Source organism: Vibrio cyclitrophicus (assembly GCF_024347435.1).
Lineage (GTDB): Bacteria > Pseudomonadota > Gammaproteobacteria > Enterobacterales > Vibrionaceae > Vibrio > Vibrio cyclitrophicus.
In genome coordinates this window covers 3,322,165-3,338,980 of sequence record NZ_AP025480.1, presented here as the reverse complement: position 1 = coordinate 3,338,980, position 16,816 = coordinate 3,322,165, and the positions used below count along the sequence as shown (strand labels likewise).

Below are 16,816 nucleotides of genomic sequence, written 5' to 3'. Positions count from 1 at the left end.
GGGCAAGGAATGGTTACGTTTCTGGTCAAGCGCCTGTTTCAGGCACTGATAGTGATGTTTGTGATCAGTTTGGTGGCGTTTGCCATTCAGGATAACCTGGGCGACCCGTTACGTGAGTTAGTCGGTCAATCTGTTTCAGAGTCGGAGCGTCAAGCGCTACGTGATGAACTCGGCTTAAATGATCCCTTCGTTACAAAATACTCTCGCTTTATAGGCGCAGCCCTACAGGGTGATCTTGGTACTTCATATTTCTTTAAACGCCCTGCTGTGGACGTAATTCTAGATAAACTGGTCGCGACACTGGAGCTTGTGTTCGGTGCTTCTCTGATCATTGTTTGTCTGTCGATTCCATTAGGCGTTTATTCTGCAATACACCCAAAAAGTTTCTTCACTAAGCTTGTGATGGCCGGTAGTAGTATCGGTATCTCTGTGCCTGTTTTCTTAACTGCAATCATGCTGATGTATGTGTTCTCTATCGAGCTAGGTTGGCTGCCATCATTTGGACGTGGTGAGACTGCAAACTGGTTTGGTTGGGAGTCTGGCTTCTTAACACTAGATGGCCTTGCACACTTAGTTCTGCCGAGTATTGCTTTGGCATCTATCATGCTGCCGCTGTTCATTCGTCTAGTGCGTTCTGAAATGCTAGAGGTTCTTAGTTCTGAATACATCAAGTTTGGTAAAGCAAAAGGCCTAGCGCTGAACAAGATTTACTACCAACACGCTTTGAAGAACACAATGTTACCTGTACTAACGGTAGGTGGTGTTCAAATCGGTACTATGGTGGCTTACACCATTCTTACTGAAACTGTATTCCAGTGGCCGGGCACCGGCTTCCTATTCCTTGAAGCGATTAACCGAGTGGATACACCACTGATTACCGCATACGTTATCTTCGTTGGCTTGATCTTCGTAGTAACGAACACCATTGTTGATTTGCTTTACGGTATCATTAACCCAACAGTGAACATTACAGGGAAAGGAGCATAATCATGGAACAAACAACAACAGCTCCATCTCGTTGGGAGCGATTCAAGCAGTCAGACATTCTGTACTACTTCTTACGCGATAAAGTGGCTATGTTCAGCTTCGCCATCTTCGCCGCCTTCCTTGTGATGGCATTAGCGGCACCGATTTTAGCCCCAATCGACCCATACGACGTGACGTCTATCGATATCATGGATTCAGAACTGCCACCATCTTGGATGGAAGACGGTGAAGAACGTTTCTTACTGGGTACTGACGAGCAAGGTCGTGACATCTTATCGACTATGCTTTACGGCTCGCGCTTATCACTGACCATTGGTTTCTTAGCGGTTGGCCTTCAGTTGACTCTCGGTATCATTATCGGTCTGTCTGCGGGTTACTTCGGTGGTCGTATTGATAGCTTCCTGATGCGTTTTGCTGATGTTCAACTTTCATTCTCAACCATGATGGTTGCGATCATTGTCTCAGCCATCTTTAAGGCAAGTTTCGGCAGTGACTTCTACGCGCAATATGCCGTTGTTATGCTGGTGGTGATCATCGGTATTGCAGAATGGCCGCAGTATGCTCGTACCATTCGTGCATCGGTATTGGCAGAGAAGAAGAAAGAATATGTTGAAGCGGCACGTGTGATGGGCTTTAGAGCGCCTCGCATCATGTTCCGTCATATTCTACCGAACTGTTTATCACCGATCTTGGTTATCTCTACGGTACAGGTGGCAAATGCCATCATGTCAGAAGCGGCACTTTCTTTCCTAGGTTTAGGCCTTCCGGTAGACCAACCGTCACTGGGTGCCCTAATCAGTACTGGTTTTAACTACATTTTCTCAGGAGCATGGTGGATCACAGCATTTCCTGGTGTGCTTTTGGTAACATTAGTTCTAGTTATTAACCTACTAGGCGACTGGTTACGTGACGTGTTTAACCCTAAAATTTATAAAGGGTGATAGCTCGGTTTGATTTTTAGCAAAAAAAGTCACTAAACTAAGAGCCGTAAGCAATTACGGCTCTTTTTTTGCTTAATGGATCTGGAACTTAGTATTATTGATAGTGTCAATGATACTTAAAATGGAATTCATGTTTTATCGACATTGATTCGGTAATAATTAACCCGTGAGGGTTTAAGTGGTGGTTATGAAATTGACAATGAATGCTGTATGTCGTGCTGTGATGAGAAATTATCGTATGGGGCTTATCGCTGTATCTCTTCTGGTGTCGAGCCAAGTTAATGCAGAATCGGTACTATGCGATGCCACTCAAGCAAGCACCAATCAATTACCACAGCTAGAACAATCATGTCCGATCGGTAAAGGTGTATGGGGCAGCAAAGCGCCTAAACGTCATTCAGATAACGAACTGTTTTGGGTTCAATGTGGTTTGCTAAATAAGCCTTTGTCACTGAACCGAGCGAAGCCTCTATATGAAAAGATCTCAACTAACGTATGGATGAAGCCTGAGGGTGGCGATTATCGTTGTTTGATTGGTCCTTACTCTACATTTTCGGATGCGAGAAAAGACTTAGCTCAAGTACGCAAGGTGTCTGGTTATGGTGAAGCCTTTATTCGTATGGTTGATAAGTCTAAAACCTCATCACAGCCTGTCGTTGCAAAACCAGCAGAGTCAAAAGCTGTAAAGCCTAAGGCTCCTGTAAAAGTAGAAGCTAAACCTGCGCCGAAACCTGTGGCGGTTAAGCAAGCGGCTGCGGTAACGAGTGCTGCCGCTATTCAGACGCTACCAAGCGGTAATGCGAGTACAGACAACGATCTAGAAATCGAAATTCGCGTGACAGCCAATGTTTCAGGCAACCAATATGCTATTCCTTACCTCCTAGACCATCAGCAGCAGTTCTATATGGAGCAAGGCAAGCCTTGGAGCCGCCTCGATTACGGTAGCGCTGAATTAGTCTGCAATAAGGTCAACATGAAGCTGATGACTGAAAAGCAGTGGCAGAGTATTTTGGGTTCAAAAGTCATGGAAAAACAGAATTGGCCAATGCACTTACCTTATTGGGGGGCAGGCAAGAAGGGTCTGTTTACCAATGGTAATGTAAACCAATTGAAAGGGTCTTCATTGCTTAATGTCATGTGCGTTAAATAAGTAACCTAAAGTAAGACTAAATGAGCCTCAGCTATCGCTGGGGCTTTGTTATTTATGAACCAAACTTTCTCACATTGGTTTTGTTCTTGAATGTTGGTCAGTTTCTTGAATACGAACTTGATTAAAAATCGCTAAAAGTTGTTCAAATTGAGCGTTTGATGCGTAGAAAACCATAACTCAAGCAATAAGGTGATTGAGATTATGAGTTTTAAAAAACGTTTAGAAGATGTGGCACCGCAATTTGAAGCCGGAGGTAAGTACGAAAAACTCTACCCAGTGTATGAGGCGTTCGCGACGATATTTTACACGCCTGGCAATGTAAACCGAGGGTTGACTCACGTTCGAGATAGTATCGATCTCAAACGAATCATGATTCTGGTGTGGCTAGCGACCTTCCCTGCCATGTTCTGGGGCATGTATAACGTCGGGCATCAGAGTGTTTCGGCACTCACATCCAGCTATCAACTGAGTGAGCTCACTTCGGTTATCGAGAGTAGTTGGCGCTTGTCTTGGGCATTTGGTGATGCGCCATCATTAATGGCAAGCGGTTGGGGCAGCCAGATGTTTTTTGGGGCGCTCTATTTCCTTCCTGTTTATGCCACGGTTTTTGTCGTTGGTGGTTTTTGGGAGGTACTGTTCGCGGTTGTTCGCAAGCACGAAGTCAACGAAGGCTTTTTCGTGAGTTCGGTTTTATTTGCCTTAATTCTCCCGCCGACGATTCCACTATGGCAAGCCGCATTAGGCATCACCTTTGGTATCGTTGTTGCTAAAGAGTTGTTCGGTGGTACAGGACGAAACTTCCTTAACCCTGCGTTAGCTGGGCGGGCTTTCCTCTATTTTGCTTATCCAGCCAACATGTCGGGTGGGCTTGTGTGGGTCGCGGCGGCTGATGGCTATTCAGGGGCGACACCACTCAGTCAGTGGTATGAGGGAGGCAGTACCTCTTTAATCAACAACATGACTGGCGAGACAATAACTTGGATGGATGCGTTCATCGGTAATATTCCAGGATCGATGGGGGAGGTTTCTTCGCTATTAATTATGCTTACGGGGTTGATGCTCATTGTCATGAAGATAGCGTCTTGGCGTATTGTTGCCGGGGTTATCATCGGTCTTGTGGTGACCTCTAGTTTGATGAACTGGATCGGCTCTGATACCAACTCGATGTTCTCGATGCCGTTTTACTGGCACTTTGTGTTGGGTGGTGTTGCTTTTGGTACTTTCTTTATGGCAACCGATCCAGTTTCTGCCGCGTTTACCAATCAGAGTAAGTGGGCTTACGGGATCTTGATTGGTGTAATGACGGTCGGCATCCGAGTGCTCAATCCTGCTTATCCAGAAGGCATTATGCTCGCTATCTTGTTTGCTAACTTGTTCGCACCATTGTTCGACTTTGTTGTGAAAGAGCAAAACATCAAGCGAAGACAAAAACGCACAGCTCGATAAGAAATATGACCCAAAAGAAAAAGGCTTGCACTAGTGCAAGCCTTTCTATTTTTATCACGATTGATTTGAATTTGATTCAACTCCATTTCAAATCAATCTCGAATGGTTGGGTATTACCACAATGCTCACCACACATCTCGTCGTAGGCACTGTTGTGAACCAACATTGCCGATGCTACGCCTCGATCGCTAAAGTGGTCGCGCGCTTGGTTAACACTTAAAAACTTCATTGGGTGCTGTTGGTCGTCTTTGATTAACTGCTTTTGCTCGCCAATAATTTGGTAAGCCAAGTAGATCCCGCCTTCAAATGATTCAATTAGTAGATTCATCACAAACTCCATTGCTGTTCTAGATAGGTCAGTATCTGTGTTACGTGGAGTTGAGGGGTAAGGTTCAAGAGTGGACATAAAAAAAGCAGGCACAAGGCCTGCTTTTTAAGAGATATCAACAAATAGCGTTGATTATCTCATCGTTACGAACTCTTCGCTGCCCGTTGGGTGAATCGCCACAACAGAGTCGAAGTCTGCTTTGGTTGCGCCCATCTTCATTGCAACGCCGAAGCCTTGAATCATTTCATCAACAGTGAAACCGATGCCGTGTAGGCCAACTACAGTCTCTTCTTCGCCAGCACATACTAGTTTCATCTTACAAGGTTGACGGTGCTTGGTTACTGCTGTGTACATTGCCGTGAAGCCCGACGTGTAAACCTTGATGTTGTCTTTGCCGTATTGCTCTTCAGCTTCTTGAGTCGTTAGACCAATTGTACCGATAGGCGGGTGGCTGAATACAACAGTAGGAACTAGCTTGTAGTCCATCTTCGCGTTTGTTTGGCCGTTGAATAGGCGCTCTGAAAGCTGACGACCTGCTTTAACAGCGACAGGTGTTAGCTCGATACCGCCTTCCATGATGTCACCAACACAATAGATGCCAGGAACGTTAGTCGCTTGGAACTCGTCTACCTTGATGTAGCCACGATCGTTAGTCTCAACGCCAGTAGATGCTAGATTGATAGCGTCAGTCGCTGGGTGGCGACCGATCGCCCAGATTAAGTGGTCAACGTTTTGAGTGTTGCCGTTCTCTAGGTGTAGAGTCAGCGTACCGTCCGCTTCTTTCACCACTTCTTTAGGCACGGAGTGCGTGTGAAGTGTTGGACCTTCTGCTTCCATTACTTCTACTAGCGTTTCGATGATCATTGGATCAAAGCTACGTAGTGGAGATTCTTTACGGCAGAACAGATGTGTTTCTGTGCCAAGTGCACTTAGTACGCCTGCGATTTCTACTGCGATGTAGCCTGCGCCGATTACAGCAACACGCTTAGGTTGCTCCATCAGATCGAAGAAACCGTTTGAGTCGATGCCGTATTCTGCGCCTGGGATGTTTGGAATGGTTGGACGGCCACCTACCGCGATCAGGATGTGATCCGCAGTGTAGTGTTCACCGTTTACTTCAACGGTTTTCTCGTCAACAAACTTAGCAAAGCCTTTGATTACGTTTATTTTGTTGTTACCCAAAACGCGATCGTAAGACTCGTGGATACGACCAATATATGCTTGGCGGTTTTCAACTAACTTGCTCCAGTTGAAGCCTTTTACTTCAACGTCGAAGCCGTAATCTTCAGAGTACAGGTTGATCGCTTCAGCAACTTGAGCGCCATGCCACATTACCTTTTTAGGAACACAACCAACGTTTACACAAGTACCACCAAGGTCTTGAGCTTCGATAAGTGCAACCTTTGCACCGTGCATTGCTGCGCGGTTTGCTGATGCGATGCCGCCTGAACCGCCACCGATACAGATGTAATCAAAATGAGTCGCCATTACTTTCTCCATTTATTGAAGGCTGTGGGTACAGTGATCGCACTGAACACCTACGTCCTATAGATTCTTAAATTGTCTAATTATTATATTGAGGGCAGATCGGTTGAACTCAATCTCCCTGTTTAAAATTTATTCGTGTATGTCACAATCTACTGAATATTCGTCAGATCATGACGTTAAGTTCGAGATTATTCGGGTACGATCCACTCTACTTTGAAGTGACCGGTTGCCGGCGCAATTGCTTCCTTCAAGAATGGAAGAATTTCGTTCATTTGGCTTTCTAGCTTCCAAGGCGGGTTGATAACAATCATGCCTGATGCTGTCATGCCACGCTCGTTGGTATCTGGTGATACGCCAAGTTCGATTTGTAGAATCTTGTTGATACCTAAGCCTTCAAGTCCTTCGATCATGTCTTCGATATCACAGCGGTTTACTACCGGGTACCAAATTGCGTAGATACCGGTTGCCCAGCGCTTATGGCTTTGAGCAATCGCCGTCACCACATCGCGATACTCTTTTGCCAGCTCGTAAGGTGGGTCGATAAGTACCAAACCACGACGCTCTTTTGGTGGCAGGCTGCCTTTTAAGCGTTGGAAGCCATCTTCTTTGTAGATAGATACCTGACGATCGCGGTGGAACTCTTGCTCAAGCAGAGGGTGATCGGCTGGGTGAAGCTCGGTCAGTACCATGCGGTCTTGATCGCGCAGGTGCGCGCGGGCAACACGTGGAGAGCCCGGGTAGAAACGCAGTTTTTCGCCATTGTTGAGTGCTGAGATAGACTCAAGGTAGCTTTGAATGTCTTCAGGAAGTTCTGTTTGTTCCCAGACGCGTGCAATACCTTGTTTGTATTCGCCCGTTTTTTCAGACCATTCATGCGTTAAGTCGTAACGACCTACACCAGAGTGAGTATCATGATAAACAAAAGGCTTATCCTTCTGTTTCAAAGAATTAAGAATAAGGCTCTGTACGATATGCTTTACTACGTCGGCATGGTTGCCTGCGTGGAAGCTGTGGCGATAACTTAACAAATTAAACTCTCGTAACACTCTCGAATTAGAGTGTGGTTAGTGTAGGTGGGGTTAATCAGACTATTATAACCCTCAATGGACCATAAATTCTCGATCAATTCAGGAACAGTCGTTCGCAATATGCAGTTAGTTATTGGTTCTGCTATTGAAATTTGCCTTCATGGGCACTATTTAATAACTATTCGCAAGTGATTTTTTAGGGCGACCCTTAGCCTGATGACTGTAAGACGACCTCATTACAAAAAAGACGAAAGTCTCTAAAGCCAAAGGAATGTTTATATGTCTAATCCGCTATTAACCTTCACGGACTTACCTCCGTTTTCACAAATCAAACCTGAGCACGTTAAGCCAGCGGTTGAGCAAGTGATTGAAGCGTGTCGCAACAAGATAGAACAAGTACTTGAAGGTAATACTTCACCAAGCTGGGACAACCTAGTTGCTCCGATTGAAGAAGTGGATGATCGTTTAGGCCGTATTTGGTCACCAGTAAGCCACATGAACTCTGTTGTGAACAGCGACGAACTGCGTGAAGCGTATGAGAGCTGCCTACCAGTACTGTCTGAGTACGGCACTTGGGTTGGTCAACACAAAGGCTTGTTTGAAGCGTACAAAACGATCAAGGTGAGCGAAGCATTCTCGGCATTAAATCGAGCTCAACAAAAAACCATTACTGATGCACTGCGTGACTTTGAATTGTCAGGCATTGGCTTACCCGCGGACGAGCAGCACCGCTATGGTGAGATCAGCAAGCGCCAGTCTGAGCTGGGTTCTCAATTCTCAAACAACGTACTTGATGCCACCATGGGTTGGAGCAAGCAAGTAACAGACGTGGCTGAACTGGCTGGTATGCCTGAATCGGCACTGGCGGCAGCACAAGCCGCGGCACAAGCTAAAGAGCTGGAAGGTTATCTACTAACTCTAGATATCCCTTCATACCTACCGGTGATGACGTACTGTGACAACCAAGCGCTACGTAAAGAGCTGTACGAAGCTTACGTAACTCGCGCTTCAGATCGCGGTCCAAATGCTGGTAAGTGGGACAACACTGAGATCATCACGGAGCAACTCAAGCTGCGTCACGAGATCGCACGCATGCTTGGCTTTAGCACCTACAGCGAAAAATCACTGTCGACTAAAATGGCAGAAACGCCAGACCAAGTACTTGGTTTCCTTAACGACCTAGCAGTAAAAGCGAAACCACAAGGTGAGCGCGAAGTAGAAGAGCTACGTCAGTTTGCTGAGAAAGAGTTTGGTGTCTCTGAGCTAAATCTGTGGGACATCGCTTACTACAGCGAGAAACAAAAACAGAACCTGTTCGAGATCTCTGATGAAGAGCTTCGTCCATACTTCCCTGAGTCGAACGTAGTTTCTGGTTTGTTCGAAGTACTAAACCGTGTGTTTGGTATGTCGGTAACAGAGCGTGAAGGCGTAGACACTTGGCATGAGTCCGTTCGCTTCTTTGATATCTTTGATGCGACAGGAACACTGCGTGGTAGCTTCTACCTTGATCTATACGCACGTGAACACAAGCGTGGTGGCGCTTGGATGGATGACTGTCGTGGTCGTCGTATTACTGAATCTGGCGAGCTGCAAACGCCAGTGGCTTACCTAACGTGTAACTTCAACAAGCCAGTTGGTGACAAGCCTGCGTTATTTACTCACGATGAAGTGGTGACTCTGTTCCACGAATTCGGTCACGGCATCCACCATATGCTAACGCAAGTTGATGCGGGTGCTGTTTCTGGTATCAATGGCGTGCCTTGGGATGCGGTTGAGTTACCAAGTCAGTTCCTCGAAAACTGGTGTTGGGAAGAAGAAGCGCTGTCGTTCATTTCTGGTCACTTCGAAACCGGTGAAGCCTTACCAAAAGAGATGTTAGAGAAAATGCTAGCGGCGAAGAACTTCCAATCAGCGATGTTTATCCTGCGCCAACTAGAGCTTGGCTTGTTCGATTTCACGTTACACACAGAGTACGACCCTGAAGTGGGTGCTCGTGTACTCGAAACGTTGGCGGATGTTAAGTCTAAGGTGTCGGTTCTGCCAAGCCTAGATTGGAACCGTTTCTCACATAGCTTTGGTCACATCTTTGCTGGTGGCTACAGTGCGGGTTACTACAGCTACCTTTGGGCAGAAGTGCTATCGGCAGATGCGTTCTCAGCATTTGAAGAAGAGGGTATCTTCAACACAGAAACTGGTAATCGCTTCCTGAACAACATCCTTGAAATGGGTGGCAGTGAAGAGCCAATGGAGCTGTTCAAACGCTTCCGTGGTCGTGAGCCACAAATTGATGCAATGCTGCGTCATGCGGGAATCAACGCATAATCACGGTAACTATCTAGTTTATTAAGAGTTAATAGCGAAAAGAGCCTCTAGTTAGAGGCTCTTTTTTGTCTGTACTTCAGGGGCCAAACAAGGCGAACGAATGTTATGGATTCACATTACGATTGATAGGATTCTGCAATGAAATCAATGTCTCTGTCGATTGAACCTCATCGATCGCCTGCAATTTATCAATCAACACAAACTGTAGCTCTTCTATCGACTTACACATCAGTTTTACGAAAATGTTATAAGCACCAGTGGTGTAGTACGCCTCGACCACCTCGTCTAACGCATTCAGCTTGGCTATCGCAGAGTGGTAGTCTTTGGCTGCATTTAGGTTAATACCAATAAAACAGCATACGTCATAACCTAGCTTTTTGGTGTTTACCACAACTTCCGTTCGCTCAATAATGTCTGCCGATCTCATTTTTTCGATGCGAACGTGAATCGTCGCAGGGCTGACATCGAACTGTTTTGCCATTTCAGCATAAGGAGTTCGTGCATCTTCCATCAAGGTTTTTAGAATGGCGCGGTCTAGATCATCTAAACGGACGGTGGTTGTGGACATGCAGAATCCTTAGATTGAATGAAATCAGACTAGCTAGAGTACACATCATAGCCAAGGGTGATAATATTAGCAGCAACTATAGGGTTAGGGTGAATTCAGTGCGATTTTCGTTGTTATTAATTTTGATGTGTTGGAGTGTGTTTGCTTCAGCACAGACAAAAGATGTGTTGGTTATTCACTCTTATCATCAAGGTTTTTTTTGGACGGATGATTTCCATAAAGGGTTATCCACAGAACTCGACCGTGACGGCTTGTCTTATCGTGTCGTTTACCTTGATAGTAAACGCTCTCAAAATACTGAATACCTAGATCGTATTTATCAGCTTTACCGCACGAAACTGACACATGACGAATTTGCTGCGGTTGTCGTTAGTGACAATAACGCTCTGAACTTAATGAAACGTTTGGCTCCAGAGCTAAATGGTACTCCCGTTATATTTGGTGGCGTTAGCAACTTCTCATCTGAGATGCTTGAGGGGTTAAACGCAACTGGAATCACTGAAGATATCGATTTGGTTGGTAATATCGATCTAATTAAGCGTCTTCAAGCTACGGTGAAAAAGGTCTATATTGTTACTGACCACTCAATAACGGGCGAGGCTATTCGCTCCCAAGTTGACCTGTTTATTAAAACCCACCCTGATTTATCCAATTTGATTGAGCATTACGTTCCGGATTCATATCAAGAGCTAACGACCTTTGCTCAGCGTGCCGATCTAGGTAAGAGTTTGTTGTTTTGGGCGTACTATCGCGATGTTAATGGTCGTGTTAGTAGCGATGAAGATTGGCGTCAATTGAGCATGAAAACCCAACTGCCACTGTATATGGTCCATGATTTGGCGCTTGGATTTGGTGCTATCGGTGGTGTGATTCAAAGTGGTAAAACCCAAGGGCGAGAGACTGCCCGGATGTTGCTCGATGTGCTTGCTAATCCGGCAGAAGCATTCCCTCCGATTGTGCCTGGCACACCAGAAATTAAGCTCGATTACCAACAAATCTCGAGATGGGATCTTGGTGCTGAAAATGAAGCCAAGGTGACCTTCCTCAACAAGCCTAAGTCATTTCTAATGCGTTATCGCGATGAAATCCGAACCATAGGTTTGCTGTTTATCGCAATGTCGTGTGTCATTGCTATTTTGGTGTACTACCTGAATCGTCTGCAAAAAAGTGAACGAACGAGCCGTAAGAGCCAACTGCTTCTTGAGTCGATATTCGATCAAAGCTTGCAGTTTATGGGGATTATCGATAAGGACGGAGTGTTGCTGTCGAGTAATAGCAAGCTGCATGAACTTTTGTATAACCAAGGCTATAAATTAGGCACACCCTTGCAAGATCACCAGCACTGGGAAGATTCAGCAAGACAGGTACTCAACGAATATTTTATCCCTAGAGATGAACATCAGGTTTTGCGGTTTGAAGCTGAGGTGTGGTGTCGTGATCGCGGTGCGATGGTATTGGAGATTTCATTGAAGCCAATGCCGGGAAGCGAAGAGGATGACATTCAGTTCTTATTTGAAGCACGTGATGTTACCTCGCGTAAGCTAGCTGAGAATAAACTGTTTCAACGTGAAGCGAATCTAAAGCTGTATTACGACAAGCAACCAGTAATGATGATTACGCTTGATGGAAATAATCGTATTCAACAAGTAAACCAATTTGCGGAAGAGTTGTTGGGTTACTCACTTGACCAGTTATTGGGACATCGACCGCGAGAGTTTTATGTCGATGAAAACGCGATGATCCCGCGCCATATCTTATTGCAACCACAATACAAGATTAGAGGTGTATGGCGTCGTGATATTGAATATCGTCATGCGGATGGCAGCACCATCTGGATTCGTGAAAATATCCGTCCGCTGGTGGAATCGGATCAACTGTTGATTGTGGGTGAGGACATCACCGAGACCCATGAGCTTGCTGAAAAGTTAGAGTATCAAGCGCGTTACGACTTATTGACTGATACCTTTAACCGTAACCACTTTGAGCAAGAGCTGCAAAAGGCCTTGAAAGAAGTTGAAAGCCATATGCGAACTCATGCGATGTTGTTTTTAGATTTAGACCAATTGAAGGTGTTGAACGATACTGCGGGGCATGAAGCGGGTGATGCCGCAATCATGTTTAGTGCCAAATTGCTGGAAGAGGTGCTGCCCTACAATGCTGTGTTGGCGCGTATGGGCGGTGATGAGTTTGCTGTATTAATCAAAGATTGCACCGAGCGAGACACGATCAACGTGTGTCGCAGTATCATCTCTATGATGAGCGAAAATTCGTTTGTGTGGGACGATATTCGATTCAATCTCACTTGTTCTATTGGCATTCGATTGATTGACCATACCGCCGCCTCACCACAGATGGTACACGCTCAGGCTGATGCAGCTTGTCATGCTGCCAAAGAGGAAGGCCGTAACCGCTATAACCTTTATCACCAAGATGATGAAGATCTACGTCGTCGACATTTGGAGATGGAATGCGTCAACCTAGTGCATGAGGCTTTAGCTCATGATCGTTTAGAGCTGTTTGCACAGCGTATTCTTGGTTTGGACAGAGACAGCGAAAAAATGCACTTCGAGATCCTAGTGCGTATAAAGAACATCAAGGGTGAATACATTTCTCCCGGGATTTTCATGCCGGCCTCCGAACGCTACAACATTGCGCACTTGATTGATCGCCAAGTGGTGAGTCAGACACTGAGCTGGTTGGAGCGACGACCACAGGTGATTGATGAATTGGGGATGTGCTCAATTAACCTCTCTGGACATTCGATGGGTAATCGAGAGTTTGTCGAGTTCTTGATTGAGAGCTTGAGTAACTCGCTAATACCTTGTCATAAGATTTGTTTAGAGATCACCGAAACAGCGGCGATGAGTAATATGAAACAAGCGATCAAGTTCTTCACGCGACTTAAAGAGTTGGGATGCATGATCGCGTTAGATGATTTCGGCTCAGGGTTATCGTCGTTTGGTTACTTAAAGAAACTGCCGGTCGACATTGTGAAGATTGATGGCTTGTTTGTGCGTGATATTGCTGTCAACGAGATGGACCATGTGATGGTTCGCTCTATCAATGATTTAGCTAAGCAAATGGGTAAACACACAGTGGCTGAGTTTGTTGAAAACACACAGATAATCGACAAGCTGATCGAACTCGGTGTTAACTACGCACAAGGTTACGTCATAGGTCGACCTAAACCGCTTGAGGAGTTGGTTGAAGAGTTACAGCAAGAACGAATCTTATAACCTCCTTGGTTGTTTATACTCTCTTTAGTCGAGCGCTTGGCTTTATGGTGAATACTTTTCTTCCTTAATATGTATTGTTGAGGCAATCAGGTAAACTGGTTGCCTCTTTTGTTTTGAATATTACTGTCTGTTGGAGACGACCTTGCAACTACAACTGATTTGCGAAGATGCTACCCAAATCGATCATTTAAATGACTTAGCGACCCGTTGGAATTTATCCCATGATGAAAACAGCGATTTTGCGTTGGTTCTGACGAGCGAGCGACTTGAGTTACGCAAAGTGGACGAACCGAAACTTGGCGCTATCTTTGTTGATTTAGTCGGTGGCGCAGTCGGTCACAGACGCAAGTTTGGTGGTGGTAAAGGTCAGGCGATCGCCAAGGCGGCGGGCTTAAACAAAGGCGCAACGCCAACCATTCTCGATGGTACGGCAGGCTTAGGACGTGATGCGTTTGTGTTGGCTTCTTTAGGTTGTAAGGTACAAATGGTAGAGCGTCACCCTGTTGTGGCAGCACTGCTTGATGATGGCTTGCAGCGAGCACAACAAGACCCAGACATCGGTGATTGGGTAAGCGAGCGTATGAAGTTGATTCACGCTTCGAGCCATGACGCTTTAGATAAGCTAAGCGATGATCCTAATTTCGAACAGCCAGACGTGGTTTATCTCGATCCAATGTACCCACACCCTGAGAACAAAAAGAAATCGGCTTTGGTTAAAAAAGAGATGCGCGTATTCCAATCTTTAGTTGGTGCAGACATGGATGCAGATGCGTTATTGCAGCCAGCCCTTAAGCTCGCATCAAAACGAGTTGTGGTCAAAAGACCCGATTACGCGGCGTGGCTCGATGAGCAAAAACCGAGCATGGCAATTGAAACCAAAAAGAACCGTTTTGATGTGTATGTGAAAGCATCAATGACCTAGTTAAGACATCAATTACTCAGTGAAAGCATCAATAACTTAGCAACACGCTAAGAAAGTTTCCCGTCATAAATACGATAAATTACCATTTAACACTTGCGATAGTCGCGTTACGGATGTATATCTAACTAAGAATCATTATTATTCTTAGCTGGAGTTGTAGCATGGCTAAACGCTTTTGTAAGTTAAACCGTCGAGATATCACTGAACACCTAGGCGAGATCCACAGCTTGGTCACTGAACCTAAGTTTGTGTGTCGTTCTTGTGCGCGTTCTTCGGCGGATCAAGCGAATCTATGCAAACCAACCGCAATTCCACCTCTTGGCTGTCAAAACAAACCCGTTGAAGAAAAAGTGGCATGCGGTCTGTTAGCGGAAACATTACCTGCACCAGAGTTATCGCTTGCGGAAATCAACGATACCCTTGAACCTACTGTGCAAATGTTCGATCCAGCCGTTGTTGATATTGCCGCTGATGTTGTCGATAAAAAAACATCACAGAAAAAAGCCAAGCTGAAAAAGCTGATAGCGAAGGCGAGTGGTGATGAGAAAGCAGAACTTAAGCGAGCGAAGAAAGCCGCTAAGAAGCAAGAGAAGTACAATAAAAAGCTAGCGAAGATGATTAAGAAGCAGCAAAAGCTGTTTAAGAAAAGTCAAAAACTGGAAAGTGACCTTGAACGCATCAATTTACAACTTGATGACGTTGCCTTCATGGAAACCAAGACTCAAGTAGTGAACCATAATCATATCCACTGAAGCTGATTTGAATTGTTTATTGCTACGCGTAGATTTAAAAAGAGCGACCTAAGGTCGCTCTTTTGCTTTTCTGGGGTAGCCGAGCTACTCATTTCGCTTATTCTGCCGGTTAGGCATTGCTTGCGGATCTCGCAACACGTTTCTTCACCCATGTTTCATTCACAAGTAGAGACAACAAGATAACGCCACCACCAATGGTAAGGCGAACCAAATCGACATCCCTGTTCCAAATCAAGATGTTCACCACAAGGCCTGCTGGAACTAAAGCATTATTCATTACAGCCAGTGCACCGGCATTCACCATGCATGCGCCTTTATTCCACATAAAGTAACCTAACCCTGAAGCAATCAAGCCAAGGTATATCAAGATTCCCCATTGAAGTGAGGTGGTTGGCAGTTTCTCTGGGTTACCCAGCAGCATGAAAGCAACGGAAGCGACGCATAACGCCCCTAAGTAGAAGTAACCAAATACGGTTCGCTGAGGTAACTCGGTCGATTCCTTCTCCATTATCACCTTATAACCCACCTGACCAATAGCAAAGCACAGGTTAGCGCCTTGTACGACAAGGAAACCGACTAAAAAGTTGTCATTGATGCCAGCAAATTTAATGAATACCGCGCCCAGCACTGCAATAGCGGCGGTCACGAGATACCAAGGTGAGAATTGCCCTTTGAGAAAGTCATAAATAAGCGTGACGTAAATTGGGGTAAAGACGGTAAACAAAAGGACTTCAGGTACGGACAGCAGTAAGAAAGATTGATAGTAGAAGCAATACATCAGCCCAAGCTGAATACCACCAATCGCCATCAATTTGCCGATCAGTTTGCGCGAGACACCGCGAAACTTAAGAAAAGGAAGAAACACGATGCCGGCAAGGGCTACGCGCATTAGTACAGAAAACCAAGAATCAACCTGACCAGCGAGGTAAACGCCGATCAGGCTAAAGGAGAAGGCCCATAGGAGGGTAACACCAGCTAAATAGCTCATAGTAAAACTTCGTTAATAAGATATGAGCTGTATGTTACCTAACCTTAAATCATTAGTCTTCTGAATCTCTTAGAGGCACGACCAGCATATCAACAGGTGAGGCATTGATCAGTTGTCGTGTTGAAGAAAGCAGTTTGCTCCAAAAGTCTTGGTGGTGACCACAGACCACTAAATCAACACTGAACTCATTGATGGTGTCACACAACTCATGGCTCAAATCACCACTGCCGACCAAAGTATGAGTGATTGGGTATTGAGCGTAGTCAGCAAAACTTTGTAGCTGAATACGAGAGGCCTCCATCGCGTTATGTTGGGTTTCTGCCATGTTGATATCAATCAGGCCGGTATAAAGCTCTGCATAGTTAACATCGATATGGATAAAAGAGACTTTGGCTTCCAATGGTTTAGCCAATGCCACCGCTTTATCCACAAGTAATTTGCTGTCATCTGATAAATCGACTGCGACCAAAATATGTTTGTAACTCATATTGCTAGCTCCTTTATTCGTTGTCTCATTAAAGACTAGCACTATGTGATGCCTTTTTTTGCTGAAGTGATCTCATATCCACTGTCTTGCGTAATGGCAGTTCGAAATATCGGTTAACTAATGGTCAGCGAGATATTCATTAAATAGTGATATAGTAGAGAAAATTGAGGATG

At 45.3% G+C, this 16,816-nt stretch carries 14 protein-coding genes; 8 read left to right on the top strand and 6 right to left on the bottom strand.

Annotated features, from left to right (window positions below):
* The first annotated feature begins 9 nt into the window (after window positions 1-9).
* From OCW38_RS14660 to OCW38_RS14645, 4 genes are all read left to right on the top strand, one after another.
* Window positions 10-987, top strand: coding sequence for an ABC transporter permease (locus OCW38_RS14660; RefSeq protein WP_010433413.1), 978 nt, complete (start codon window positions 10-12; stop codon window positions 985-987).
* Between the two features lie 2 nt (window positions 988-989).
* Window positions 990-1,928, top strand: coding sequence for an ABC transporter permease (locus OCW38_RS14655; RefSeq protein WP_010433417.1), 939 nt, complete (start codon window positions 990-992; stop codon window positions 1,926-1,928).
* A 187-nt stretch (window positions 1,929-2,115) separates the two neighbouring features.
* Window positions 2,116-3,078: an SPOR domain-containing protein gene (locus tag OCW38_RS14650; protein ID WP_016784110.1), complete on the top strand. Its 963-nt coding sequence runs from the start codon at window positions 2,116-2,118 to the stop codon at window positions 3,076-3,078.
* 201 nt (window positions 3,079-3,279) lie between these two features.
* Window positions 3,280-4,524, top strand: a complete 1,245-nt coding sequence (locus OCW38_RS14645) for an NADH:ubiquinone reductase (Na(+)-transporting) subunit B (RefSeq protein WP_261894689.1) — start codon at window positions 3,280-3,282, stop codon at window positions 4,522-4,524.
* A 76-nt stretch (window positions 4,525-4,600) separates the two neighbouring features.
* On the opposite strand, the gene OCW38_RS14640 is transcribed toward OCW38_RS14645, so the two are convergent.
* From OCW38_RS14640 to OCW38_RS14630, 3 genes are all read right to left on the bottom strand, one after another.
* Complete coding sequence (locus OCW38_RS14640; protein ID WP_010433424.1) at window positions 4,601-4,852, bottom strand: DUF6482 family protein; 252 nt, start codon at window positions 4,850-4,852, stop codon at window positions 4,601-4,603.
* Window positions 4,853-4,984: 132 nt separating this feature from the next.
* Window positions 4,985-6,340, bottom strand: a complete 1,356-nt coding sequence (gene gorA, locus OCW38_RS14635) for a glutathione-disulfide reductase (RefSeq protein ID WP_010433426.1) — start codon at window positions 6,338-6,340, stop codon at window positions 4,985-4,987.
* A 188-nt stretch (window positions 6,341-6,528) separates the two neighbouring features.
* Window positions 6,529-7,368 (bottom strand): 23S rRNA (adenine(2030)-N(6))-methyltransferase RlmJ, encoded by an 840-nt coding sequence (locus OCW38_RS14630; RefSeq protein WP_010433428.1) that lies wholly within the window; start codon window positions 7,366-7,368, stop codon window positions 6,529-6,531.
* A gap of 279 nt (window positions 7,369-7,647) precedes the next feature.
* On the opposite strand from OCW38_RS14630, the gene prlC reads away from it, so the two are divergent.
* A complete protein-coding gene (gene prlC, locus OCW38_RS14625; protein ID WP_261894686.1) occupies window positions 7,648-9,690 on the top strand; it encodes an oligopeptidase A in 2,043 nt (680 codons plus the stop codon).
* A gap of 103 nt (window positions 9,691-9,793) precedes the next feature.
* On the opposite strand, the gene asnC is transcribed toward prlC, so the two are convergent.
* The gene (gene asnC / locus OCW38_RS14620) at window positions 9,794-10,258 is read right to left on the bottom strand and encodes a transcriptional regulator AsnC (protein WP_010433446.1); all 465 of its coding nucleotides are present in this window, start codon (window positions 10,256-10,258) and stop codon (window positions 9,794-9,796) included.
* A gap of 125 nt (window positions 10,259-10,383) precedes the next feature.
* On the opposite strand from asnC, the gene OCW38_RS14615 reads away from it, so the two are divergent.
* From OCW38_RS14615 to OCW38_RS14605, 3 genes are all read left to right on the top strand, one after another.
* On the top strand, window positions 10,384-13,494 hold the full coding sequence (locus OCW38_RS14615) for an EAL domain-containing protein (RefSeq protein ID WP_016791037.1): 3,111 nt from the start codon (window positions 10,384-10,386) through the stop codon (window positions 13,492-13,494).
* 142 nt (window positions 13,495-13,636) lie between these two features.
* A complete protein-coding gene (locus OCW38_RS14610; protein ID WP_010433454.1) occupies window positions 13,637-14,416 on the top strand; it encodes a class I SAM-dependent methyltransferase in 780 nt (259 codons plus the stop codon).
* A gap of 161 nt (window positions 14,417-14,577) precedes the next feature.
* Window positions 14,578-15,168, top strand: a complete 591-nt coding sequence (locus OCW38_RS14605) for a hypothetical protein (protein WP_016784105.1) — start codon at window positions 14,578-14,580, stop codon at window positions 15,166-15,168.
* A gap of 109 nt (window positions 15,169-15,277) precedes the next feature.
* Here the strand turns inward: OCW38_RS14605 and OCW38_RS14600 are convergent, their stop codons facing one another.
* Both OCW38_RS14600 and uspA read right to left on the bottom strand, forming a co-directional pair.
* Window positions 15,278-16,156 (bottom strand): carboxylate/amino acid/amine transporter, encoded by an 879-nt coding sequence (locus tag OCW38_RS14600; RefSeq protein WP_016768248.1) that lies wholly within the window; start codon window positions 16,154-16,156, stop codon window positions 15,278-15,280.
* 52 nt (window positions 16,157-16,208) lie between these two features.
* Window positions 16,209-16,643: a universal stress protein UspA gene (gene uspA / locus OCW38_RS14595; RefSeq protein WP_010433461.1), complete on the bottom strand. Its 435-nt coding sequence runs from the start codon at window positions 16,641-16,643 to the stop codon at window positions 16,209-16,211.
* Between the last annotated feature and the right edge of the window lie 173 nt (window positions 16,644-16,816).